The sequence below is a fragment of the Fortiea contorta PCC 7126 genome (assembly GCF_000332295.1).
GTDB classification, from domain to species: Bacteria; Cyanobacteriota; Cyanobacteriia; order Cyanobacteriales; family Nostocaceae; genus Fortiea; species Fortiea contorta.
This window is the reverse complement of record NZ_KB235931.1, coordinates 211,701-233,671: the sequence shown is the minus strand read 5'-3', so window position 1 is coordinate 233,671 and position 21,971 is coordinate 211,701. Positions and strand designations below refer to the sequence as shown.

Here is a 21,971-nt window from a genome sequence, read left to right as displayed (position 1 = left end):
ACGGCAGGTAAAGCCATTGACGCTTTCATCAAGGAACTTAAGCGTTCCCAAAGTGCCATAATAACCTCTCAATAGTGCCTCTAATGGGTGGTTGCAACTCGGTTACAATGCGTCTACACCCGAACAATTGAGCGTCCACACCCGAACAATAAGCGGTTGCATGTGGGGTGAATGAAGCGTTATACCCAAACAATAAGCGGTTGCATGGGCGGTGGCAATTCAGTTGCAATGCAACAATTAAGCGTCTACAGCGAAACCAGGAAAACAAACGCCTGTAGACGGCTGAAAACCTTGCTAAAAGCGGGTTTTAGCGAATGTAGACAATTTCTACCTGCCTATTTTTAACATAAATTCCCAAAAAAATAGGCATTTTCTCTAAATATGTTGCTCAAAAAGATAGCAACGCTAGTTTAACAGTTCAAAAGCTAAATAGATAGAGATGCACCTCTGCTAAGAAACAGTATTCAGTCGTGAGTTAAGTAGACAGCACCTGACTGATTTGATGCCGTGCCAGAGCTTGCCTGAGATATTCCACCTCAGCCCTTAGCCGTGCATTCTCTTCCTTCAACGCATCCATATCATCTTTTTTATCCACTGCCTGCTTAATTACTTTCTTCCGGTTCTCCAAGCTAAACCACTTTTGATAAATCTCAGTGTGAATCTCTACAGAATGCCCCAAATTGTCAGCAGCAGCTTTAATTGGAATGCCCATAATATGCGCTCGAATTGCCCAAGCGTGGCGCAAGTCATAGGGGGTAAACGGAATATTTACCCGCCTAAACCATGATGAGCAATTAACCCGAATAGTGTTGATATCTGTAAAACTAGTTCTGTCATCGGTTTGAGCTTTTAACAGTTCCAAAGGCTCTAATTTTTTTAAATCAAACAAGTGAACCCATTCAGGATGCAGTGGTAAAGCTTCCCTGTAACCAGTCTTAGTGTCTGGGTGAACCTTCCATGTATTATCTTTATTTTCAGGACTCAACCACCAATCAATTTCAGGATTTACAAACAGTTCTCTTGGGCGTAGTCCATAAGTAGCAAGCATTCCATATACCCACTCCCACATCTTCCAACTGTCTAAACAACTCTTTTTAATTGTTAAGCTTCTAGTCAAAGAGTACCGATGAAAAGATTCATAATATTTGATGATATCCTCATCACTGGGAATGTCCCTAGCCTGACTTTTGGGTTGTGTAGCTTTAAATTGTTCAAGAGTAAAACTAGTTAAATTAAGAGTAGATTTTAAAACCTTTAACGATTTAACTGCGCTGTATTTAGCAGAATCTCCCGTCAACTCTGCAAGTTTCTTATCAACCTCCGATTGAGTCAATAAAGTATCTAGCCCAATCAATCGCCGTAAATAGTCCTTGTAATAAGAAAAGGTGTGTTTACTTTTTTCTGTTAATTTGCGTGTTTTGAAATACTCAATTTCAAACTCTTCTAAAACATCACCAAGAATTTGATGTTTGTTGCCAACCTTAGCAATTTTACCCAGATATTTATCAGTCCATTCAAACTGTTTACGAGCGAGTAGCTTACCTAGCTCGTTTGCCTCTTCCTCTGCTGTTTTCAACCCGTCCAAGCTTGCAGGGATATTTAGCGAAATCTTGTACTGCTTAAAACCAGTTCCTTTCGTGTCGCGATCGCCTGGCTTGATTGGTAGGGATGCTTGCAATTGAATAGTTTCTCGTGCCACGACCAAACCCACTTTCACCTTAGCGGCTTTGAGCCGAGCCTTGGTGTCTGCCAAACCTTTCTCAAATTTGCGTTCCAGATGCTGCCGAGTAGCCTTCATTTGTTTCTGCGTTCCTAGATAGCTGCCATCGGTAGATGCTGGCGGAGTGAAATCCTCGAAAACGTCCTGTGCCTTGCTTTTCATTGTGTCTTAAATGTGTCTTAAAATTTAGTCCATTTAGAACAATGTTTAAATTAAGCAAAGTCATATCTGGACTAAATCTTGGTATAAGACTGCATTAAATCATATTTCGTACAGGGAATACCATAAGCTTCTTCCATGTGACGGCTGATGTAGTTCATCGACCGGTAACAGTGGATGAGGTTCATCTTCACATTTGGTGTTTGTAACATCTCGTTGATGGTGCCATCACCAGACCACTGAGCGACTACCCGTAAGCCGATTTCTTCTAACAAAATGCGGCTAGCCCAAGCATCACCACCGATGTTATAGTCACCAATGATGGCTACATCATAGGGAGTACCTTCAAACTTGAGTGTACCGTCTTTTTTGGCTTGGTCGGCTCTGGTGAATACCCAGTCACGCACCATGTCGTTAGCAATGTGGTGTCCCAAAGATTGAGAAACACCCCGGAAGCCTTCGCAACGTACAGGAACAACAGGCTTACCAATTTCTTTGGATGTTTTTCTAGCAACTGCTTCGATGTCATCCCCAATCAAACCGATGGGACATTCAGATTGAATGGAAACACCACGGTTGAGGGGGAAAAGTACATCAAGTTCTTGGATGAGCTTGACAAGTTTCTTGTCACCGCCGAAAACAATATCTCTTTCTTGGAAGTCGGAGGTAAAGTGCATAGTACCAAAGGTATCAATACCTGTGGTGCCGATGTAGTAGTTACGACGACCAGACCAAGACCAGTAACCGCAACCTACAGGCCCGTGGCTGATGTGAATCATGTCCTTAATGGGACCCCAAACCACACCCTTAGAACCTGCATAAGCACAACCACGAGCGGTCATGACCCCAGGAAGAGATTTGATATTAGACTTAACGCCGCAATCGCTCTTACCTTCTTCGTATACGTTTAAGTGTTTTTCGCGCTTTTTCTTAGCTTTTTCGGGGTAAGCGTCGAGAACTTCTTTAATTAGTTCTTTTCTTTCTTCGATGATGTTTTTGTTTTCTGGAGGAGTCATTATTTTGCCTCTCTTGCACCTTAAGGAATGGGGATGGGGAAATGAGTCAGCCTATTAACTGTGCCCTTTTTCCCCTGTGGGGTCGGGGACTGTTGGTCCCCTTGGGGGATAGAAGAAATATTGATCAAAAGTCAAAGGGAAATTATGCAATTTCCTTTTGCTCAGTCTTTATTTAGCACCAGCTTTAGCAGCAGCGTCAGCAGCTAACAATTTTTCTGCTTCGTCGTCGCTTTCGAGAATACCGAACTCGATCAACAATGATTCTAGTTCGTCCATCTCGATGGGGGTGGGGATGGTGAGCTTGTCGTTGTTGATGATTTTCTTAGCTAAAGCGCGGTATTCTAGACCTTGGTTGCTGTCTGGTGCGTACTCGTTAACAGTCATCCGGCGCAATTCTGCGTGTTGAACGATGTTGTCACGGGGTACGAAGTGAATCATTTGGGTGTTCAAACGTTCAGCCAAGGTTTCAATCAATTCGATTTCGCGGTCAACTTTACGGCTGTTACAAATCAAACCACCCAAGCGCACACCACCAGTGTGAGCATATTTCAAAATACCACGAGCGATGTTGTTAGCAGCATACATCGCCATCATTTCACCTGATGTCACGATGTAGATTTCTTGGGCTTTACCTTCACGGATAGGCATAGCGAAACCACCGCAAACAACGTCACCCAATACGTCGTAAGATACGAAATCAACGTCTTGGTATGCACCGTTTTCTTCTAAGAAGTTGATGGCGGTGATGATACCACGACCAGCGCAACCTACGCCGGGTTCTGGACCACCAGATTCTACGCAACGCACACCACGGAAGCCGGTGAGCATTACTTCTTCGAGTTCCAAATCTTCTACTGCACCGCGTTCTGCAGCCAAGTGTAACACAGTGGTTTGAGCTTTAGAGTGGAGCATCAAGCGGGTGGAGTCAGCTTTGGGGTCGCAACCGACGATCAAAATGCGCTGACCCATTTCGGCCATAGCTGCTAGGGTGTTTTGAGAGGTGGTAGATTTACCGATACCGCCTTTACCGTAGAAAGCTATCTGTCTAATTTTTTCGTCAACAGCCATGATTAGATATCTCCTGCAATTGGTTGATTGGTGGGTCTTTTGCTCTTTTGTGGGAACTACTCACGCCTGTTGAACTAAAGCGGTGAGCGCATGTAGAACGTCGCCGGGGGCGCTCGCTCCACAGCGAGAATTATGGAAAGTAGGTACATGTGTTTTCTCTTTAAATTTTTGTTTAACCTTTGTTCTTTGTCTTTTAACCTGACAAAGAACAAAGGGATTACGCACTTTACAAATACGTCATAATGTGTAGCTGAGAACCCAAGTAGGACTTGAGGCTTTGATTCGTCTTCCTGTCAAGCCGTCGGTCTGATTATTTGCCTAAGATAGCGCCTTTTAAAGCTGAGACGTTAGCTAATGCAGCTTTGGTGTCGTCTGCTGATACTCCAGCCGCAGTCATGGACTCGCCCAGATGCTTTAAAATAGCATCGAAGTGTGGTTGTTGTAGATTCATCCCTGTGTGGGTTTTTTCCATGGCGCGACCACCGTATTCTTTAGGGCCTTCTAAAATTTGAGAGAAGAAAGCAACTTGAAGGTTATGTTGCTTTGCCATGTCTGTGCTAGCGAAAAAGGGTTTGAGGCTGCCATCTGCTAAGATGCGTTTGTGGAGTTCAGTGACTACTTTTTCGAGTGCAGGTTTACCGCCGATTTTGTCGTACAAGCTCATATTTGTCTCCTTTGAAGCGAGTTGGATCGTGAAATATGCTCACTAGGCTTTTGCTGTCTGTCATCAGTAGGACTCAAGCATTGATGGGAAGACAATGATGGGGGTCAAATCCTACTTCGATTTCTAGCCGATGCATTTAGGGCGTATCTGTAGAGTATGTCAGTCCTAAAACAAAGGCTCAACTGCTTCGACTACGAGATCCTTGCTGATGCGATCGCGCAATCTCGCTTCGATCGCTATTTTGAGAGTAGCTGTGCTACTCGAACATGAACCGCAGGCACCCTGGAGTAAAACTTTTACGTGATCACCGTCTACATCGTAGAGTTCCACATCTCCACCGTCAGCTATCAATACTGGTCTGACTTCTTCATCCAAGACTTTTTGGATGAGTGCAATCTTTTGCACGTTGGTTAGTGGTCTTTGAGTTTGCTGCTTGGCAGTGGCGATGTCTGTAGCAACCTTCACGCCATAATTATTAAGAGCGGGTGTGGCGGTTTGCTTTACACTTTTTATAATATCATCAATGTTGGCTAAACAAGAACCGCATCCGCCACCAGCTTTTACATAATTTGTTACCTGTTCGGCGTCAGTGAGATTATTTTCCAGAATCACGCGGCGAATTTTGGTTTCGCTAATTCCGAAGCAACTGCAAACCAGCGCGCCTTCATCATCGTCATCGTGGGCGGCGAGGGGAATGCCACGATAATTGTAAATGGCAGCTTCTAGGGCTTCTTGTCCCATAACTGAACAGTGCATTTTGGCTTCGGGTAAGCCGCCCAGGTAGTCTGCAATGTCTTTGTTAGAGACTTTCAAGGCTTGATCTAAAGTTAAACCCTTGATCATCTCAGTCAAGGCGCTTGAAGATGCGATCGCACTAGTGCAACCAAAGGTCTGAAAGCGTGCATCTAAAATCTTATCAGATGCTACCTCCACTTTCAGGTGTAGTCTCAAAGCATCACCGCAAGCAATACTCCCGACTTCACCAGTAGCGACCTTCACTCCCGATTCGCCGTTCTCTGCAATTTCTCCCTGATTCAAAGGATTGTAAAACAGTTCTAATACTTTATCTGTGTAGTCCCACATAATCGATTTTTAGATTTTGGATTTTAGATTTTAGATTGGGGGATGGGGGGATTGGGGGATGGGGTGATGGGGTGATGGGGTGATGGGGTGATGGGGGGATGGGGTGATAAAGTTTGCGCCTTTAAACCTGAAACTTGGACTTCAAAACTCAAAGTCTCCCCAACTCCCCACCTCCCCAACTCCCCACCTCCCCACACTCCCTCATCCCTAGCCCCTAATGATGCGCCAATGTCTGCGCCTGTTGTAGCCAGCCCGCCTGATCATTTTTGAAGGGTGAGAGCGCACGCAGACGTGCGACAATTTCTGGCATAACTGCAATCACTTGGTCGATTTCGGCGTCTGTGGTGTAGCGACAAAGGCTAAAGCGGATGGAACCGTGCAAGGTGGTGTATGGTAAACCCATCGCTCGCAAAACGTGAGAAGGTTCCAGAGAACCGGAAGTACAAGCCGAACCAGATGAGGCACAGATACCGTATTTGTTGAGAGAAAGTAAGATAGCTTCACCTTCAATATACTTGAAGCCGATGTTGGTGGTGTTGGGCAATCTCTGCGTAGGATTACCATTAACTTCACAGTCGGGAATTGTGGTGAGTAAAGCTTTTTCTAGGCGATCGCGCAATCTTGCTTCTCTCTTGGTCGCCTCTTCTAAGTGTAACATCTCTAGTTCGGCAGCTTTCCCCAAGGCAATAATTCCCGGAACATTCTCAGTCCCCCCCCGGCGCCCTCTTTCTTGGTGTCCACCAATTAACAAGGGACGGAATCTCACTCCCCGCCGCACATATAAAACACCAATTCCTTTTGGTGCATGGATTTTATGACCAGATATTGTCAACATATCCACAGTGCTAGTCTTCATATTCAGGGGAATCTTTCCCGCCGCTTGCACTGCATCAACATGAAACAAAGCGCCACGCTCTTTGACTCGCAACCCAATTTGCTCAATTGGAAACACCACGCCGGTTTCGTTGTTAGCATACATAATTGTCACCAAGGCGGTGTTACCTGTCAAGGCCGCTTCTAGTTCATCTAGATCCAACTGTCCTTGACTGTTTACCGAAAGATAAGTAACACTATATCCTTGGGTTTCTAATTGTTTGCAGACATTCAAAACGGCTGGGTGTTCAACTTGCGTGGTGATAATATGTCGCTTTTCTGGTTGCGCCAATAATGCAGCGCGGATAGCGGCGTTATCTCCCTCAGTTCCACAACTAGTAAAGACAATTTCTGACTCATCAGCACCCAATAAAGCCGCAACTTGCATTCTCGCTAACTTAACAGCTTTAGCAAGTTGTCCACCAAAGGTGTGCATACTCGAAGGATTACCGTAATATTCCGTCAAGTAAGGTAGCATCACCTCTGCAACTTCTGGGTCTACTTTAGTGGTGGCATTATTATCGAGATAGATGCAGTTATTTTGCATTGCTTTTAATTTAAAAGTCTGAAGGGTCAAGGATGAAGTATGAAGTATGAAGTATGAAGCGAGAAGTTTCCTGTTCTGAACGAGAAGTTTCTGATTCAAAGTGTGAAGGATGAAGGATGAAACGAGAAGTTTCCTGTTCTGAACGAGAAGTTTCTGATTCAAAAGGTGAACAATCAAGGATGAAACGAGAAGTTTCTTGTTTAAAGGGTGAACGATCAAGGATGAAACGAGAAGTTTTCTGTTCTGAACGAGAAGTTTCCTGTTTAAAAGGTGAAGTTCCAAGTTTAAAGCCCAAAGTTTCAGCCTTCATACTTCAGACTTCATCCTTCATACTTCAGACTTCATCCGTTTTTCCAACTGTTGAGAAAATTTTTGGGAATAAGAGTCAAACCAACGCTCCCAATAGTTTTCTTTATTAGTTAATTTTGCTAAGGAACGGTTGTAATTAGCAAACCACCCTTCCCAATAATCACTGGACTGCTGAACGCAACCATCACAGGTGGGACAACCGGCTTTGCATTGAGCTACTGTATAAGCACTACCGACGCAGTTTGTGCAAAGATTGGGATCAATCCATCGATTACCATCAACTATTTTAATTGCACCAGTGGGACATACAGACAGACACAGATCGCAGGAAATACATCGGCTAGTAATTTTGTAAGCCATGATTATTCTCCTTGTTGGGGATTGGGGGTGAGGAGTTAGGAGTTAGGGGTGAGGGATTAGGGGCTAGAGGTGAAAACTCAGTTTTAGCCCCTTCCCTAGTTCCTAATCTCTATTCCCTAGCTCCTTGAGATATTGCTCGTAAAACTCTAAAGCAACCTTCTCAATCACGTCGTATGCTTCAACAGTCTGTATACCAGCTTTGTGCAATTCTTCTTTGGGACAGTTCCCAATTTTGGAGACTAAAACCGCTTTGCAATCTGCGATCGCTTTAATAATATATTCTAAAGTGGCTGATTCTCCAAATCCACCTTGGCAGTAGTGGTCAATCTTGCGATGGCTGACGAAGCGAACTTCTTTGCCTTCCACTTCATAAATCTGGAATTCTTTCGCATGACCGAAGTGTTGATTGACTAGTCCGCTACCTTTGGTTGCTACTGCAACTAGAACTTTTGGACTGTTGGGTAAAGGCGTTACGTCTAACGTCTCTACAGCCTTTTCTTTGGCTGCTTTCAGTTCTGCTTTAAATTTCTCAATACCTTCGTGAACAGTGGCTCGTTGTTCTAGGTTATATTCGGGGGACATTTCCAAAAATTTATCTTTGGTAAATTCTTGGCTGCGGTCTTCCCCTAATAATCCTACCGCATCGGCTCGGCATTGACGGCAGTGACGCATCATTTTCATATTGCCGGCGCAACTATCCTGAACTGTTTTGAGTTCTTTGTTTGTGGGGCCGCGCTGACCGGTTAAGCCGAAGTGTGTGCCGTGTTCTGGTGCAGAGATCAACGGCATGATATTGTGCAGAAAGGCGCCTTGCTCCCGAATGAATTTATTGACTTCCACTAAATGCTGGTCATTAATTCCGGGAATCATCACTGAGTTGACTTTGCACAAGATATCAGCTTCTTTGAGGGCTTGTAGTCCTTCTATCTGCTTTTCTAGCAGAATCTTTGCACCTTCAATCCCTCTGTAGCGTTTGCGCTTGTAGTGAACCCAAGAATAAATCTGCGCGCCAATTTCTGGATCTATGGTGTTAAAAGTGATAGTTACATGGTCTATATTTAGTTGTTTAATGCGATCGATATGTTCGGTCAGCATTAAACCGTTGGTTGATAGGCAAAGTTTGATATCGGGCGCTTGATCTGCAATCAACTCAAAGGTGCGGAATGTCTTTTCGGGATTCGCCAACGGATCACCAGGCCCCGCTATTCCCAAAACTGTCATTTGGGGAATTTTACCTGCAATTACCAAAACTTTGTGGGCTGCTTCTTCTGGTGTTAGCAATTCGCTGACTACTCCAGGACGGCTTTCGTTCGCACAGTCAAATTTACGGTTGCAATAGTTGCATTGAATGTTGCAAGCTGGAGCAACTGCAACGTGCATTCTCGCGTAATGATGGTGTGCGTCTTCGCTGTAGCATGGGTGCTTGTCAATCCGTTCTTTGAGCTTGGCGTCCATTTCTACGGTGGCGCTGCTGTCGCATCCGCAACCACCTGATTTTGCTGGGATAGTTATTGGTTCCTGATGGTCGGAGGTAAGGAGTCCTGTAGCCGGTAGTGTCATTGAATTTCGCAAAATGTCGGTGGGCTGGATGCTGCTGTGAGAGATGTTTTTGCTACTCTTGATGCCTAGAAATTGAAGTCGCGGCTGATACTCCTGCTGAGAGTCGGTGTCTACTCTTTTATCGTCATGTAACTGTGGTTGAGAACAGTTAATCACAGAGTAGAACAGGCTTCGTTCCTTGATTTTCGGCTGGTGTGTGTCAACGTTGGGGTTGTGGGTAGAGTTTGTGTATACAGCCGCGACTTCGATTCACTTGATACCAATTCTTGCAAATCTTCTCAACTCAGATGCAATCTGAATTTTTAACGAGTCAATTTTGAATTGGTAATAAGCATAGTGCTATCTCATCCCTCCATTCACTTTTCGCTGCTGTTTTCAACAAGCGTTGAGTGATTGGCGATAAAAGATTTATATCAGCCGCTTGTCAGGTTGCTTTTGCTTCTATCTAGGATAGAATTTATTGAATTTATTAAGCTTGTACTCAAAAACTGTCAGCCCGATTGTCTGGGTTTTCCAGACATTAAAAAAAATTTTTCGGGTAAGGGTTCTAGTGTTTTTCAGTTGGGGCGCGAGTGTTTCTAGATAGGGGTACAGGATGGGGTTGTACTCAGCTATAACCTAGAAACTGTAAAGGTTTGAAAGCCATAGAAGCTATGATGCCAATTTGTACTCAAAGGCTGCTTAAATCTGACCCAAGTTACCACTGGCCAGGGATTTAAGAGGGGAAAAACTGGAGTGAGCTACGTTGGGCTACTCCAGATACGTGCGAAATTCAATTCTGTATCCAACATATCATTTTTTTTTGAGGAAAAATGTAATTCATATTTTTTTAATTTTTGTTGTGGAGATGACATTAAATTGTCCTCAAAGCCTTACTGGATCAGTCAGACAAACTTTGGAAGGTGGAGGTTTTATCTGAACAAATTTGACGAAAAAATATTTAATTTTTGTTGCGTTCTGCGGAGACTGTCTTTGCCAAGTGCCCAAAGATTTTGTGTTTTGGGTGTTATTTGGTGGGCGATCGCACTTTGTCCGCAGAAAGGATGAATTGGTACAAGCCTCACCCACGAGGGGCGAAAAAATCAAACTTTTTTCCTTAGTTCAAGCCCCATCTCTTATGGGCGGGGTAATTTCAGACTTCATACTTCAGCCTTTAGTTGGCTATCTATCTCCATCCTCATGAAGAAATTCTACTGCATAATTGATTCTTTTTCTCATTTAGTTTGAGAACTTGGGCTAAATTATCTTACCTAAATTTGTTGCTGATGAATCAAAAAAGCAACCTTTCGTAAAAAACATTTGCAAATTTTTTTAGCAGCCGATAACATTTTTCTAGTCAAATTTTGTACATTTGAATTAATCGCAACCTCTCTTCCCTAGTCTCCATGAAGGTAGCAGGAATCATACTATGAAAGCAGTGGTTATCCGTCGATATGGAACCGTGGAAGTATTGCAATATGAAACTGTTGATCGACCAACAATTAAGCCCGATCAAATACTAGTTAAAATTTATGCAAGTAGTGTCAATCCGATTGATTGGAAAACCCGCAAGGGGATGTTGCAATTTTTGAGTGGTAATCGCTTCCCGATGATTTTGGGTTTTGATTTAGCCGGGGAAGTGGTGGAAGTTGGCGCTAAGGTGACGCAGTTCCAACCAGGAGACTCGATTTATGGTAGTACTAGCTTTCCTGGGGGGGCTTATGCGGAATTTGCGGCGATTCCAGAAAAATTGGCGGCGCCCAAACCCACAAACTTGAACTATGAACAAGCGGCTGTGGTCCCGTTGGCGGCGCTGACGGCTCTGCAAGCGCTGCGTGACCAAGGTAATATCCAATCAGGACAAACTGTTTTAGTCAATGGCGCTGCTGGTGGTGTGGGAATTTTTGCAGTGCAAATTGCTAAGGCTTTGGGCGCGGTGGTGACAGGAGTCAGCAGCACAAAAAATCTTGATTTTGTCAAGTCTTTGGGCGCTGATCGGGTGATTGACTATACGCAGCAAGATTTCACCCAAGAGGCAACACGATATGACATAATTTTTGATGTGGTGGCAAAGCGATCGCCCTCGGAAGTAAGAAGAGTTTTGCAGCCAAATGGAATTTATATTACTACCTTACCCAGCCCGGAAAGCTTGATCCAAAGTGTGTTAACAGCTTTGTTTCCTGGTCAAAAAGTGAAATTTATTTTAGAGAAGCCGAATACTCAAGACTTAGTTTATCTTAAAGAGTTAATTGAGGCTGGCAAAATTCACCCTGTGATTGATCGCACATTTCCTTTAGCAGAGCTAGCAGCGGCTCATGCTTATAGTGAAAGTGAGCGGGCTGCGGGTAAAATCGCTATTGCTGTAGCTAGTGAACAATAGCCACTTTGGGGATTTTATCACAGCGATCGCTGTTGCTGGGCTAGTTGGTGGACTTGTGCAATGTCCAAATCCAGAGCCTGCGCTATCTGTTCCACAGTTAAACCCAGTAATAAAAGTTTAGGGATAGCTGCTAATTTTGCTTTTTGTAAACCCTCTACTAGCCCTTCTTGTTTACCCTCTACTAGCCCTTCTTGTTTACCTTCTTCTCTAGCTTCTTGATAAACTCGTGTTTGCTTCAATTCACTGATTCCAAACATAACTTCTATCTCCTGGCGACTCATTTAAAGCTGTTTGCTTAATTTCCACGGAAGCAAATTGATAGGTATTGGCGGTTTCTGGTGGGTTGCCAATTAATTCAAAGAAGATGCTGGTAAATTCTTGAAATAAGCGATAAAATATGCTGTCGGTTTTCACGCAGAGGTTTGAGAAGATTTTTGGCTACAGTGATTGTACTATGATTTATATTACCGATGTCTGTTTGGTGCGTGACAGCAAAAAGTAGTTGATGGTTCAACTGCAATGGAGCAAATTCGTGCCAATTTGCGGTCTCGCTACGGTGTCTCAGACGAAGTATGATCGTAAAATTATCGAAATGGGGACACAATATACCAAACTCAGGTATGGAAGCGCAGCCACGGGAAATTAAAAACTATATAACAGAACAAGGAAAAGAACCTTTTGCTAACTGGCTTGATTCTTTGAGAGATAATAGGGCAATAGATAAAATAGAGAAAAGACTTACAAGAGTACAGTCCGGGAATTTAGGAGATTATAAATCAGTTGGTGAGGGTGTTTTTGAGCTAAGAATTCAATACGGGCCAGGTTATCGCGTATATTTTGGACAAGATGGAAACTTAATTATACTTCTTTTGTGTGGTGGTATAAAAAACACTCAAGACGAAGATATTGGGAAAGCAAAGGAATATTGGAGAGATTATGAGCGAAGTCAAAACCCAAAGAAGTAGACATTATCGAGAATATTTAATTGAATCTTTAAAAAACCCAGAACGTGCTGCTGGTTACATTAGCGTCATGTTGGAATTGGATGAAGAAGGATATGATGCAAATTTATTGCGATTGACACTAGAAGAAGTTCTAGAAGCAAGAAAACAATTAGGTGATTTTTCAGAGGTTGGACAACAGCATTTTGAAAAGTTGGATAAAATGCTTGTAGAGACTGGTGGCCAGGAAATTTTGGCTTTAATTGAGTTTTTAGATGCTTTAGGCTACAGGATTGGGATTGTAGAGAAAGAATAATAAACTTAAGTTTGTACCAATTTGCGCTCGCTTCCTCGCACCTCCGGCAAAAATGAAGACATACAGCATTTTTCATGTAAATGAGGTACACGGGTAGGGGCGTAGCTTGCTTCTCCGTTTCGGAGTACGGCCGTTCGCCCTTACAACAGTCTGTATCTCATCAACTTGCAATCTGTTGTATGTTAAACCATAGAGTGGTTTGTTTCTATTTGTTCTAAGTATCACCAAAGTCTTGTAATTGAATAAGCATCAAATGCTGTATCTGCACTAATAATTGGAATATTCTCTACCATTGCTTGGGCAATTAAAATTCTATCAAAGGGGTCACGATGTTGTAAGGGTAGGGTAGTAATTACATCAATATAATCGAGATTGATATTGAGTAAATTAAAATCGTTTAATGCTATTTGTTGCTGAATAAAAGTCTTAATTGGCAAACTAAAACTTAGCTTACCAATGCTTTGTTTGATTGACATTTCCCACACGCTAACAATGCTGATGAGCTTTTCGTTATTTTCGTCTTCTACTAATATCCTCATCTTGTCACTAAAACTTTTATGTCCTTGGAAAAACCAAATCAAAGTATGAGTATCTAACAGCACCTGCATTACATATAATCCTGGAATTCTTCTAATGGCTCATCAAAGTCATCTGAGATTGTAATCAAATCTTTTGCACTACCAAATAAAGGAGAGCGTTTTTTTTCTGGAATCACTGGAGTCAGTTTAACCAAAGGCTGCTCATCTTTGGTAATAATAATTTCTTCGCCATTAATTGCGGCTGCGATTAATTCGTGTAAATGTTGTGATGCTGCGTCAATCGTAATGTGTTGCATAACTATCACCATTTAATTAATTATTTTACAATAGGCAATTCTATCGTGCAGGTGTCTCTAAAATATAATTACTATTCCTTAGCGATTATCTGACTATATTCAGTCACAGCATCATATTGGTCAGCCATTAGCGCATATTTTGCTAATATATCCAAATTTAAATCAGGCAATAAAGTACTTTTAGAGACTTTTATATAGCTATCACCTTGCAAATAATAAACTGATAATAAACCATCTTCCCAAAACCAAACTTCAGGTACTCGCAACCGCCGATAAATTTCTAGCTTATTAATTCCGCCACTCGTGACAGTTATTTCCAAAATTAAATCAGGAATAGATTTTTTTGTGCCTAAATTATAAGACTCATCGGGTTCGCATCGCGTTTTGTCTTCCTTGTTACCTATAGTTGCACTTCCCCGACCATAAAAGCGGATATTCTTTGCTCGCATATAGACTTCCAGCAACATCGCCAGAGTTTTTTTATGATCCTCATGGTCGTCAGAAAGTGGGGACATAATTTCGAGAATCCCATCTAAATAAGTTAGTTGTGCGCTTGTTCCTGCAAGGGCGACATCAAGCTGTTCTAACTGTTCCCAATTGACATTGTATAGAAGAACGTAGGAAGTCTCAGAGGTCGAAGGTTTTTCCAGGACAGGAGAAGACATATGTTAAACCATAGAGTGGCTTGTTTCTATCATAGAACTGAGATGACATAGATCCAGATAATCTTGATTAATCTGCAATAGTATTCAAAACTGCTAACTCAGCACTCGCTACTTTAGCCGCCAAATTTTGATGGTTTTGTCACCATTACCACCACCACTGACAAGGGTTTTGCCATCTGGGCTGATGGCGACGGAATTAACCCAGTCAGAATGCCCTGTGAAGGTGCGGATTTGCTCTCCCGTTTCGAGATTCAATAGTTTGATGGTGTAGTCAGCACTACCACTGGCAAGGGTTTTGCCATCTGGGCTGATGGCGACGGAAAGAACCGAGCTAGAATGCCCTTTGAGGGTGCGGATTTGCTCTCCGGTTGCCAGATTCCATAGTTTGATGGTTTGATCATTACTACCACTAGCAAGGGTTTTGCCGTCTGGGCTGATGGCGACGGAATAAACCCACGAATTACTGCAAGCAGGCTTTAGTTATAAACCGGCAAAGGGTAGCCACAGTAAATGGACACATCCCCTATTATCTAAAGCGATAATTATTGCTGGTAAAGATAGTAGTGATGCTAAACCTTATTTAGAAAAGCAAGTTAATAAAGCACTTGAAGAACTAAATCAAAAGCCAGGAGATGAGGAGACAGGAGAATGAAATATACAATTGTGATTCAATGGTCAGAAGAAGACAAATGTTATGTAGTTTTGCTGCCTGAGTTTACTAATATAATGCAGCCTTGTACTCATGGAGAGACTTATGAGGAAGCTCTGAAAAATGCTCAGGAGGTTTTAGAAATGTTGATTGAGTCATCTTTAGCAGATGGACAACCTCTACCAGAGCCAAAAACATTAGGAAATGCATTCAAAGTGGCATGAATGATGAAACGAATGACGTAATTGTCAGTACTATTGCTCATCGACGAGATGTTTATGAATAAGAATAAATTCCTAAGATTCGCGCTGCAAGTATTTTATCATTGCAAGTTAGTCTCAGATGTGCGATCGCATCCTTTTTTGGGTACTTTATACTTAGCAAGTATTGCTACTTAAATTTTAAAATTACCCTAGTAATAATACGATGGCATACCAAAACATCAGAGGTTCTCTTTCAGCACAAGATATTCAGGAAATTAAAACTGCGTTACAGATTGTGCAAAAAAAGCTGCCTTTTTTAATCACTCTCAGCAATCAAGAACGACGTAAGTTACTGAAGATGGGCGATAAAAGCCTCGCTTTTGTAAACAATAGCGTCACTGCAGCGCAATCGAACGGCGATATTCTCCCAGCCAGTTTTGATGTTGAGGAACTTGTGCGGGATTATCAGTTAGCAACCGCACTCACTGAAGTTTTAATCTCGATGCGTCAAATTACTGAACAAGTAGATGATACTCTACTAGCTGTTGGTAGTGAAGCTATGGCTAGCAGCTTGACTGTGTATGATTATGTGAAAACAGCGGCGAAAAAGACTCCAGGTTTAAAAACTGTGGCTGAACAATTAGGCGAACGCTTTAAAGCTATTAAAGGTAGACCGACTAAAGCTGCATCTGGTGTGTGATTAATAAATGCTCATTAATGAGGCTAAAAACTTGATTAATGAGTGTTTGGACTTCATTAATGAGGCTCAGAACTTGATTAATGAGTATTTGGACTTCATTAATGAGGCTCAGAACTTGATTAATGAGTATTTGGACTTCATTAATGAGGCTCAGAACTTGATTAATGAGTGTTTGGACTTCATTAATGAGGCTCAGAACTTGATTAATGAGTGTTTGGACTTTGTTAATGAGGCTCAGAACTTGATTAATGAGTCTTGGAACTTCATTATACAGGAATCCGATTTGATTATTGAAAAAATCTATGTATGTGTAGGGTGCGTTATCACGAAGTGTAATACCATTTCACGAAAAAGTTGATACAGATAGATTTCTCGTAGGGGCACGGCACTGCCGTGCCCCTACCAACATGTTTGTATCATTATTAAAGTGAAATGGTATAACGCACGTATTCTCGGCTTTGGTGCGTTGCGCTACGCGACAACACACCCTACGTCTTAATTAATGAGTCTTGGAACTTCATTATATATAAGGCTGACACAACTGGCACATAATTTAATTACGTAGGTAAGGCTATGCCACACAGAGCCATGATATGGTGAGCAGTGCCCACCCTACTAAGGGTATTTCAAGAATTAAAGATAAGTCCTATACAATCAATGTCTGAGTTTATTATGGCGATTAAAGCGATCGCCTGTTGACGAGGGCTATCTTTTCAACTTAAAATTCTAAAAAAAGTATATAAAATGACAGACAGCAAATACTAAAACAAAATAAAGAATAATGGTTTTTAACCTAGCAAAATCGTAATATAAGAAAAGTAATTCCATATACAGATATTCGACCTGTCGCGCCATTTACCGGATTCTATTAACAGTTGAGTACAAGTTAATATATCTCTAAATATCTGCAATAAATAGCTATAAAACTTCACAGATTCAGGGTTTGATGGTGAGTACAAGAATGCTTTATCTCTTACCCCAAAAATACTAGCACCCCCACAATAAAAAGCTAGCACCCATACCCCAAGATAAATTTTAAATTAAGTTTAAATCTGCGTTGGCGGGTTTGAGTACAAGTTTAATCAATTTAATAAATCCAATCGGCATGAAATTCACTGCCTGCTGTAGCGCTACCTGATATAAGCATAAAAATAACACACGGCTCTTTTAACCAGACAGTAGCGATGCAACAGTCTTTAGATAGTGTCAGTAATTCTCAATCTGCAAATACCACTGGTGGTTTTTTGGAACCATTATTGAGTGATTTTCGGATTATTTTTGAACGCGATCCCGCAGCGCGTAATTGGTTAGAAGTTATCTTTTGCTATCCAGGATTGCACGCTATTTGTTTGCATCGTCTGGCTCATTGGTTACATTGTCGGGGAGTGATGTTTATTCCACGCTTAATTTCTCACTGGGGAAGATTTTTCACAGGAATTGAAATTCACCCAGGAGCAAAAATTGGAAAGTCAGTATTTATTGACCACGGCATGGGTGTTGTGATTGGGGAAACTGCTATAGTTGGGGACTATACGCTAATTTATCAGGGCGTTACCCTTGGCGGTACAGGAAAAGAAAGCGGTAAGCGTCATCCCACTGTAGGTAAAAATGTTGTGGTGGGAGCGGGGGCGAAAGTTTTAGGAAATATTCAAATTGGCGATCGCGTCCGTATTGGTGCTGGCTCGGTTGTGTTACGGGATGTCCCCACAGATTCTACGGTGGTAGGAATTCCCGGTCGAATTATTTCTCGCCAACAGAGCGATCGCCTTTCGCCTTTAGCGCATGACAAACTCCCCGATGTCGAAGCGACAGTGATTCGCTCTTTACTCTCGCGCATTGAGCAACTCGAACAACAAATACAAGAGTTAAGAGTCATTCGTTTTCCACAAATGACAAATGACAAAGGACAAGTGACAAATGACAAATGACTCTTTCAACGATCAAGTTTTGCACATACCTTTGAGCGATCGCTGGCAAATTTACCACCGTTTACAAGAATTAATGATTAACTGTTCCTGTCAGGCTGATGGATCTTTGCGAGTACAAGTAAACAATTTACTAGAAGCAGTACTGATTCGCAGCACAGTTATGCAATTTCTCGCTTCTCGTCATGAATTGGTAGATTGGCTAGAACGCTGCTGGGGGGTTAAGGACTAAGGAAAGACATCAAATGATTTTTCGCACTGTTGTAGTAGACAACAGAAGACGTGGAAATAATAATGAGAAATAACAAACACCAACTATGGTAGTCCGTGACAGCGATAGAGAATTTCTTAATTTTTTGCATAATGAACTAGAGCTTTCACGAGCAGATATTTCTGTAGCGTTGCGACATCGTGAGTTGGATAACGGCCCTTTACCAATGCTCTTATGGCAGTATGGTTTTGTTGACTTACGGCAACTCGAGCGAATTTTTGATTGGCTAGATCAGCAGATTTAGGAGTTGGGGAGAATTGTCAAGGGCAAATGACAACTACTCGAAAATTTTCTGTTTGACAACTGTTGAAATCGTGCCTAAATTATACCAATTTTTGGTTCTCTGTCATACAGATATGTTTCGAGCGATCGGTTAATAATTAATAATCGAGAATCATGAGTTATTAGATTCCTGAGCATTTACCACGCCTCATTGAAAATTTATATAGGCATTTACCATTAGCGGGCATTGCACTAACTAGTACAAAAGGACTGTACTCTGCTGGGAAAGAAATCAACTTATTTGTAATAAGAGAAATGCTCCAGCACAGGTTTGTAAGTCGAATGCTGGCGATGTGATTTGTTTGCAGATTTTGCAGATAATTTTGAATTTAATTGCCAGCATGATGTATTAGAAATACAAGCTAGAAGGGTTATTAAGAATAATTTCATAGAGAGATGTTTGAAATGAATCAAATTCTAATTAATGACACTACATTACGTGATGGCGAACAGGCGGCTGGTGTAGCTTTTAACTTTGAAGAGAAAATAGCGATCGCTAAATTTCTCGACACTATCGGTGTCCCCGAATTAGAAGTGGGAATTCCGGCTATGGGTGAAGAAGAAACCCGCGCCATCTCAGCAATTTCTAACTTGGGTTTGCAAGCGAAATTACTCGGCTGGAACCGCGCCGTGATGTCAGATATTCAGGCTTCTATTGTCTGTGGTTTGCAGCGGGTGCATATTGCTATTCCTGTTTCCGGTATTCAAATTGCTGCTAAATTTCATGGTCAGTGGCGAGTAAGTTTGCAAAAACTCAAAGACTGTGTGAGCTTTGCTCTTGATAATGGTCTTTGGGTAGCAGTAGGAGGCGAAGATTCATCGAGAGCTGATGAAAACTTCCTCTTAGATGTAGCGCTTTATGCTCAAGAATGGGGTGCATCGCGGTTTCGTTTCTGTGATACGGTGGGGGTGCTTGACCCTTTTACTACCTATACCAAAGTCAAACGCTTGGCTTCATCCTTAACAATTCCCCTAGAAATTCACACCCACAACGATTTTGGGCTAGCAACTGCTAATGCGCTTGCTGGTATCAAAGCCGGAGCTTCATCAGTGAATACCACCGTTAACGGTTTAGGTGAAAGGGCGGGAAATGCAGCTTTAGAAGAAGTTGTCATGGCTATTAAGCGCATTTATGGCATTGATTTAGGCATTGACACTCCCAGGTTATTAGAATTATCTCATTTAGTTGCTTCCGCATCGGGTTGTCAAGTTCCACCTTGGAAAGCAATTGTGGGAGAAAATACCTTTGCTCATGAATCAGGAATTCATGCTCATGGTGTCCTGCAAAATCCCGTTACCTATGAACCATTTGCACCAGAAGAGGTGGGTTGGGAACGTCGCTTAGTAGTTGGAAAACATTCTGGAAGACATTTAGTTTCTAGTGTTTTAGAACAGCATGGAATCTTTTTAGATTCCCAAGAAACCCAAGCTGTTTTAGATGCTGTGCGTCAACAATCAGTCCAGAAAAAGCGTAGCTTGACTACAGAAGAACTGTTGAATTTAGTTCGAGAACAGAGGTATTTTCATGCAACCCGATGAATTAGAGCTTGACTTACCACCCACTTTTGAAATTGGCGAAAAAGTCAGACTCCGCAAACTAATTAAAAATGACGGGACATTTCCTGGACAGGAAATTGGAGTTGTTTTAGCTAAAAAAGGGGATGTTGGTTACGTCGCAAGTATCGGTACATATTTGCAGCGTTTCTATATTTATGCCGTGCATTTCTTAGATACAGGGTTTGTTATTGGCTGTCGTAAAAAAGAATTAGAATCTGTTGAGGAGTCCCATGAAAGTAATGCTACGGATGAATGATGCCGGCAATTTAGTTGTATACGTTGCGAAAAAAGATTTGGAAGAAGAAGTAGTCAAACAAACAGACGGTAGTGAGGGGAAGATTTTAACATTAGCAAATGGTTGGGAATTAGAATTTCGTGATTTACCAGAACCTCAAAATCTACCCCAAACTGTGGAAGCGAAACGCCTAGCGTAAAGTTATGAAGTATGAAGTCTGAAGTATGAAATATAAAGTATGAAATTACCCTACGTATCAAGGTAAAAACACCAAGTTACGGGATGATGGCTACTTTATAGCTTCAGACTTTGTTTGTAAAACTCTAGAACTAAATTTTTTACTTTCATACTTCATACTTCATACTTCATCCTTTATCCCTATTCCCTAGTCTCTAACTAAATATGGGTGAAAAACATCTGACATTATCACAATTAAATCTGGAAGGACAGTTCTTAGGTTTTGTTGGTGATTCAGGAAAATTTAAATATTTGCGATTAGGAATACCATCGGGAGATGTGCAAGTTAAACTTCCTAAAGAATTGCGTAGTTCTTTAAGTTTATCTTTAGTGCATGGTGAACAAATTCGCGTTGATGGTATTAGTAAGTTAAATTCTCGTACAGGTGAAATTAAATTTAAAGCTTATCGAGTACAACCCACTGGTGCTTGTCCAATAGAAAAGCTGACACCTCAAACCAAAGCCAAAATTATGGTTTGTCAAAAGTCTGGTTGTTTGAAACGGGGCGGCAAAGGGTTATTATCAGAATTGGAAAAAACTTTGTGCGATCGCGGTTTATCAGACAAAGTTACCATTGAGCATACAGGTTGTCAAAAACGCTGTAGCAGCGCTCCTAATTGTGTTTTGCGGATTGGGAAAAAGCATTACAAAAAAATTCATCCAGAAGCGATCGCTTCTTTGCTAGAAAATCATTTCAGCTAAGTTACAAAAATATTAAAAACTTCACAGGCAGAAAGAAAACTCTCTTGACTGCCTTTTTTTCATGTAAAAATGTAAGATGCAAGTAACTCTCAACTCCCGTATTTGTTATGAGCCTCACCACTGCTAAACGCTTCACAGTAGCTGAATATCACCGTCTAGCAGAACTCGGCTTCTTTGGAGAAGATGACCGATTTGAACTAATTAACGGTGAAATTGTCAACATGGTAGCCAAAGGTACATCCCACTCTGTTTGTGAAACACGGCTAGAGAAAGAATTGTATAAATTGGTTGGCGATCGCGCTATTTTGCGAGGACAACAACCAATTACTCTATTAGATTACAGTGAGCCTGAACCAGATAGAGTAATTGCTAAAAATAGAGACGATGACTATCTGGAAAATCATCCCAGACCGTCTGACATCTTACTTTTAATTGAAGTTGCTGATTCCTCATTAAAATATGACCAAGAGACAAAGTTAGCTATTTACGCCCAAGCGGGTATTACTGATTATTGGATATTTAATTTAATAGATAATTATTTAGAATGCTACAGCGACCCTTATCAAACTTTACATAACAAATTTGGTTATCGCCGCAAGTTGATATTTTTGTCTAATGAATCAGTTAATCTGCCGAATTTTCCTGATTTAGTATTAGATTTAGCTAAAGTATTTCCCTGAATACAGTTGACCTGCAGACAGTTTCAGATATAGCGAACAATATTACTTATCGCAA

At 41.6% G+C, this 21,971-nt stretch carries 30 protein-coding genes and 1 pseudogene; 15 read left to right on the top strand and 16 right to left on the bottom strand.

Annotated features, from left to right (window positions below; all coding sequences use genetic code 11):
- Positions 1–475: 475 nt before the first annotated feature.
- The 10 genes and pseudogenes from MIC7126_RS0125450 to nifB form a co-directional block, all read right to left on the bottom strand.
- The gene (locus MIC7126_RS0125450; protein ID WP_017655955.1) at positions 476–1,882 is read right to left on the bottom strand and encodes a site-specific integrase; all 1,407 of its coding nucleotides are present in this window, start codon (positions 1,880–1,882) and stop codon (positions 476–478) included.
- Positions 1,883–1,980: 98 nt separating this feature from the next.
- Positions 1,981–2,895, bottom strand: a pseudogene (locus tag MIC7126_RS28365) (nitrogenase component 1); the annotation flags it as partial.
- Between the two features lie 168 nt (positions 2,896–3,063).
- Positions 3,064–3,963 carry a nitrogenase iron protein gene (gene nifH, locus MIC7126_RS0125440; RefSeq protein WP_017655953.1) on the bottom strand — a complete coding sequence of 300 codons (900 nt, stop codon included), beginning with the start codon at positions 3,961–3,963 and terminating at the stop codon, positions 3,064–3,066.
- Positions 3,964–4,273: 310 nt separating this feature from the next.
- A complete protein-coding gene (locus MIC7126_RS0125435) occupies positions 4,274–4,627 on the bottom strand; it encodes a group I truncated hemoglobin (protein WP_017655952.1) in 354 nt (117 codons plus the stop codon).
- Positions 4,628–4,792: 165 nt separating this feature from the next.
- Positions 4,793–5,710, bottom strand: a complete 918-nt coding sequence (nifU, locus tag MIC7126_RS0125430) for a Fe-S cluster assembly protein NifU (protein WP_017655951.1) — start codon at positions 5,708–5,710, stop codon at positions 4,793–4,795.
- 23 nt (positions 5,711–5,733) lie between these two features.
- Positions 5,734–5,907 carry a hypothetical protein gene (locus MIC7126_RS30890; protein ID WP_017655950.1) on the bottom strand — a complete coding sequence of 58 codons (174 nt, stop codon included), beginning with the start codon at positions 5,905–5,907 and terminating at the stop codon, positions 5,734–5,736.
- A gap of 17 nt (positions 5,908–5,924) precedes the next feature.
- Entirely contained in the window at positions 5,925–7,130 is a 1,206-nt protein-coding gene (gene nifS / locus MIC7126_RS0125420; protein ID WP_017655949.1) for a cysteine desulfurase NifS, read from the bottom strand.
- Between the two features lie 10 nt (positions 7,131–7,140).
- A complete protein-coding gene (locus tag MIC7126_RS0125415) occupies positions 7,141–7,440 on the bottom strand; it encodes a hypothetical protein (protein WP_017655948.1) in 300 nt (99 codons plus the stop codon).
- A 17-nt stretch (positions 7,441–7,457) separates the two neighbouring features.
- Entirely contained in the window at positions 7,458–7,799 is a 342-nt protein-coding gene (locus MIC7126_RS0125410) for a 4Fe-4S binding protein (protein WP_017655947.1), read from the bottom strand.
- A gap of 102 nt (positions 7,800–7,901) precedes the next feature.
- Positions 7,902–9,359, bottom strand: a complete 1,458-nt coding sequence (gene nifB, locus MIC7126_RS0125405) for a nitrogenase cofactor biosynthesis protein NifB (protein ID WP_017655946.1) — start codon at positions 9,357–9,359, stop codon at positions 7,902–7,904.
- A gap of 979 nt (positions 9,360–10,338) precedes the next feature.
- Here nifB and MIC7126_RS30885 point away from each other — a divergent pair.
- On the top strand, positions 10,339–10,542 hold the full coding sequence (locus tag MIC7126_RS30885; RefSeq protein ID WP_154656028.1) for a hypothetical protein: 204 nt from the start codon (positions 10,339–10,341) through the stop codon (positions 10,540–10,542).
- 225 nt (positions 10,543–10,767) lie between these two features.
- Positions 10,768–11,718 carry an NAD(P)-dependent alcohol dehydrogenase gene (locus MIC7126_RS0125400; protein ID WP_017655945.1) on the top strand — a complete coding sequence of 317 codons (951 nt, stop codon included), beginning with the start codon at positions 10,768–10,770 and terminating at the stop codon, positions 11,716–11,718.
- A 17-nt stretch (positions 11,719–11,735) separates the two neighbouring features.
- Here the strand turns inward: MIC7126_RS0125400 and MIC7126_RS32510 are convergent, their stop codons facing one another.
- Entirely contained in the window at positions 11,736–11,975 is a 240-nt protein-coding gene (locus MIC7126_RS32510; protein ID WP_017655944.1) for an RpnC/YadD family protein, read from the bottom strand.
- Complete coding sequence (locus MIC7126_RS32505; protein WP_017655943.1) at positions 11,959–12,132, bottom strand: DUF2887 domain-containing protein; 174 nt, start codon at positions 12,130–12,132, stop codon at positions 11,959–11,961. The genes MIC7126_RS32510 and MIC7126_RS32505 overlap by 17 nt, the downstream gene beginning before the upstream one ends.
- A gap of 206 nt (positions 12,133–12,338) precedes the next feature.
- Here MIC7126_RS32505 and MIC7126_RS0125390 point away from each other — a divergent pair, with 206 nt between their 5' ends.
- Together MIC7126_RS0125390 and MIC7126_RS0125385 are read left to right on the top strand one after the other, a co-directional pair.
- Positions 12,339–12,683 (top strand): type II toxin-antitoxin system RelE/ParE family toxin, encoded by a 345-nt coding sequence (locus MIC7126_RS0125390; RefSeq protein ID WP_026100522.1) that lies wholly within the window; start codon positions 12,339–12,341, stop codon positions 12,681–12,683.
- Complete coding sequence (locus MIC7126_RS0125385; RefSeq protein WP_017655941.1) at positions 12,655–12,975, top strand: hypothetical protein; 321 nt, start codon at positions 12,655–12,657, stop codon at positions 12,973–12,975. The genes MIC7126_RS0125390 and MIC7126_RS0125385 overlap by 29 nt, the downstream gene beginning before the upstream one ends.
- A gap of 221 nt (positions 12,976–13,196) precedes the next feature.
- On the opposite strand, the gene MIC7126_RS0125380 is transcribed toward MIC7126_RS0125385, so the two are convergent.
- The 4 genes from MIC7126_RS0125380 to MIC7126_RS29745 form a co-directional block, all read right to left on the bottom strand.
- A complete protein-coding gene (locus tag MIC7126_RS0125380) occupies positions 13,197–13,583 on the bottom strand; it encodes a type II toxin-antitoxin system VapC family toxin (RefSeq protein ID WP_017655940.1) in 387 nt (128 codons plus the stop codon).
- Positions 13,583–13,810 (bottom strand): type II toxin-antitoxin system Phd/YefM family antitoxin, encoded by a 228-nt coding sequence (locus MIC7126_RS0125375; RefSeq protein WP_017655939.1) that lies wholly within the window; start codon positions 13,808–13,810, stop codon positions 13,583–13,585. Before MIC7126_RS0125375 ends, MIC7126_RS0125380 begins: the two co-directional genes overlap by 1 nt.
- A gap of 71 nt (positions 13,811–13,881) precedes the next feature.
- Positions 13,882–14,475: a Uma2 family endonuclease gene (locus MIC7126_RS0125370; protein ID WP_017655938.1), complete on the bottom strand. Its 594-nt coding sequence runs from the start codon at positions 14,473–14,475 to the stop codon at positions 13,882–13,884.
- A 108-nt stretch (positions 14,476–14,583) separates the two neighbouring features.
- Positions 14,584–14,913 (bottom strand): WD40 repeat domain-containing protein, encoded by a 330-nt coding sequence (locus tag MIC7126_RS29745; protein WP_476602840.1) that lies wholly within the window; start codon positions 14,911–14,913, stop codon positions 14,584–14,586.
- A 25-nt stretch (positions 14,914–14,938) separates the two neighbouring features.
- Here MIC7126_RS29745 and MIC7126_RS29740 point away from each other — a divergent pair, with 25 nt between their 5' ends.
- From MIC7126_RS29740 to MIC7126_RS0125310, 11 genes are all read left to right on the top strand, one after another.
- Positions 14,939–15,127 (top strand): type II toxin-antitoxin system HicA family toxin, encoded by a 189-nt coding sequence (locus MIC7126_RS29740; RefSeq protein ID WP_081603102.1) that lies wholly within the window; start codon positions 14,939–14,941, stop codon positions 15,125–15,127.
- On the top strand, positions 15,124–15,348 hold the full coding sequence (locus tag MIC7126_RS0125360) for a type II toxin-antitoxin system HicB family antitoxin (protein ID WP_017655936.1): 225 nt from the start codon (positions 15,124–15,126) through the stop codon (positions 15,346–15,348). Before MIC7126_RS29740 ends, MIC7126_RS0125360 begins: the two co-directional genes overlap by 4 nt.
- Before the next feature lie 202 nt (positions 15,349–15,550).
- Positions 15,551–16,027: a hypothetical protein gene (locus MIC7126_RS0125355; protein WP_017655935.1), complete on the top strand. Its 477-nt coding sequence runs from the start codon at positions 15,551–15,553 to the stop codon at positions 16,025–16,027.
- Positions 16,028–17,211: 1,184 nt separating this feature from the next.
- A complete protein-coding gene (gene cysE / locus MIC7126_RS0125345; protein ID WP_017655933.1) occupies positions 17,212–17,955 on the top strand; it encodes a serine O-acetyltransferase in 744 nt (247 codons plus the stop codon).
- Entirely contained in the window at positions 17,945–18,184 is a 240-nt protein-coding gene (locus MIC7126_RS0125340; RefSeq protein WP_017655932.1) for an Asr1405/Asl0597 family protein, read from the top strand. The genes cysE and MIC7126_RS0125340 overlap by 11 nt, the downstream gene beginning before the upstream one ends.
- Positions 18,185–18,269: 85 nt before the next feature.
- On the top strand, positions 18,270–18,467 hold the full coding sequence (locus MIC7126_RS0125335) for a DUF2949 domain-containing protein (RefSeq protein WP_017655931.1): 198 nt from the start codon (positions 18,270–18,272) through the stop codon (positions 18,465–18,467).
- Between the two features lie 443 nt (positions 18,468–18,910).
- Complete coding sequence (gene nifV / locus MIC7126_RS0125330) at positions 18,911–20,044, top strand: homocitrate synthase (protein WP_026100521.1); 1,134 nt, start codon at positions 18,911–18,913, stop codon at positions 20,042–20,044.
- Positions 20,031–20,318 carry a nitrogen fixation protein NifZ gene (locus MIC7126_RS0125325; RefSeq protein ID WP_017655929.1) on the top strand — a complete coding sequence of 96 codons (288 nt, stop codon included), beginning with the start codon at positions 20,031–20,033 and terminating at the stop codon, positions 20,316–20,318. The genes nifV and MIC7126_RS0125325 overlap by 14 nt, the downstream gene beginning before the upstream one ends.
- On the top strand, positions 20,293–20,496 hold the full coding sequence (gene nifT, locus MIC7126_RS0125320; protein ID WP_026100520.1) for a putative nitrogen fixation protein NifT: 204 nt from the start codon (positions 20,293–20,295) through the stop codon (positions 20,494–20,496). The genes MIC7126_RS0125325 and nifT overlap by 26 nt, the downstream gene beginning before the upstream one ends.
- Before the next feature lie 203 nt (positions 20,497–20,699).
- On the top strand, positions 20,700–21,236 hold the full coding sequence (locus tag MIC7126_RS0125315) for a (2Fe-2S) ferredoxin domain-containing protein (protein ID WP_017655927.1): 537 nt from the start codon (positions 20,700–20,702) through the stop codon (positions 21,234–21,236).
- A 107-nt stretch (positions 21,237–21,343) separates the two neighbouring features.
- Positions 21,344–21,916, top strand: a complete 573-nt coding sequence (locus MIC7126_RS0125310; RefSeq protein WP_017655926.1) for a Uma2 family endonuclease — start codon at positions 21,344–21,346, stop codon at positions 21,914–21,916.
- Positions 21,917–21,971: the final 55 nt, after the last annotated feature.

Bases quoted from the DNA above. Each gene is read 5' to 3' on its own strand.
- MIC7126_RS0125410 (WP_017655947.1), bottom strand. From the start codon at position 7,799: ATGGCTTACAAAATTACTAGCCGATGTATTTCCTGCGATCTGTGTCTG.
- MIC7126_RS0125370 (WP_017655938.1), bottom strand. From the start codon at position 14,475: ATGTCTTCTCCTGTCCTGGAAAAACCTTCGACCTCTGAGACTTCCTAC.
- MIC7126_RS32510 (WP_017655944.1), bottom strand. From the start codon at position 11,975: ATGTTTGGAATCAGTGAATTGAAGCAAACACGAGTTTATCAAGAAGCT.
- MIC7126_RS0125375 (WP_017655939.1), bottom strand. From the start codon at position 13,810: ATGCAACACATTACGATTGACGCAGCATCACAACATTTACACGAATTA.
- MIC7126_RS0125435 (WP_017655952.1), bottom strand. From the start codon at position 4,627: ATGAGCTTGTACGACAAAATCGGCGGTAAACCTGCACTCGAAAAAGTA.
- MIC7126_RS0125380 (WP_017655940.1), bottom strand. From the start codon at position 13,583: ATGCAGGTGCTGTTAGATACTCATACTTTGATTTGGTTTTTCCAAGGA.
- nifV (WP_026100521.1), top strand. From the start codon at position 18,911: ATGAATCAAATTCTAATTAATGACACTACATTACGTGATGGCGAACAG.
- MIC7126_RS0125360 (WP_017655936.1), top strand. From the start codon at position 15,124: ATGAAATATACAATTGTGATTCAATGGTCAGAAGAAGACAAATGTTAT.
- MIC7126_RS0125450 (WP_017655955.1), bottom strand. From the start codon at position 1,882: ATGAAAAGCAAGGCACAGGACGTTTTCGAGGATTTCACTCCGCCAGCA.
- cysE (WP_017655933.1), top strand. From the start codon at position 17,212: ATGCAACAGTCTTTAGATAGTGTCAGTAATTCTCAATCTGCAAATACC.
- nifU (WP_017655951.1), bottom strand. From the start codon at position 5,710: ATGTGGGACTACACAGATAAAGTATTAGAACTGTTTTACAATCCTTTG.
- MIC7126_RS0125335 (WP_017655931.1), top strand. From the start codon at position 18,270: ATGGTAGTCCGTGACAGCGATAGAGAATTTCTTAATTTTTTGCATAAT.
- nifH (WP_017655953.1), bottom strand. From the start codon at position 3,963: ATGGCTGTTGACGAAAAAATTAGACAGATAGCTTTCTACGGTAAAGGC.
- nifB (WP_017655946.1), bottom strand. From the start codon at position 9,359: ATGACACTACCGGCTACAGGACTCCTTACCTCCGACCATCAGGAACCA.
- MIC7126_RS0125415 (WP_017655948.1), bottom strand. From the start codon at position 7,440: ATGAAGGCTGAAACTTTGGGCTTTAAACTTGGAACTTCACCTTTTAAA.
- nifT (WP_026100520.1), top strand. From the start codon at position 20,293: ATGAAAGTAATGCTACGGATGAATGATGCCGGCAATTTAGTTGTATAC.
- MIC7126_RS0125355 (WP_017655935.1), top strand. From the start codon at position 15,551: ATGGCATACCAAAACATCAGAGGTTCTCTTTCAGCACAAGATATTCAG.
- MIC7126_RS0125385 (WP_017655941.1), top strand. From the start codon at position 12,655: ATGAGCGAAGTCAAAACCCAAAGAAGTAGACATTATCGAGAATATTTA.
- MIC7126_RS0125400 (WP_017655945.1), top strand. From the start codon at position 10,768: ATGAAAGCAGTGGTTATCCGTCGATATGGAACCGTGGAAGTATTGCAA.
- MIC7126_RS0125340 (WP_017655932.1), top strand. From the start codon at position 17,945: ATGACAAATGACTCTTTCAACGATCAAGTTTTGCACATACCTTTGAGC.
- nifS (WP_017655949.1), bottom strand. From the start codon at position 7,130: ATGCAAAATAACTGCATCTATCTCGATAATAATGCCACCACTAAAGTA.
- MIC7126_RS0125325 (WP_017655929.1), top strand. From the start codon at position 20,031: ATGCAACCCGATGAATTAGAGCTTGACTTACCACCCACTTTTGAAATT.
- MIC7126_RS0125390 (WP_026100522.1), top strand. From the start codon at position 12,339: ATGGAAGCGCAGCCACGGGAAATTAAAAACTATATAACAGAACAAGGA.
- MIC7126_RS0125310 (WP_017655926.1), top strand. From the start codon at position 21,344: ATGAGCCTCACCACTGCTAAACGCTTCACAGTAGCTGAATATCACCGT.
- MIC7126_RS0125315 (WP_017655927.1), top strand. From the start codon at position 20,700: ATGGGTGAAAAACATCTGACATTATCACAATTAAATCTGGAAGGACAG.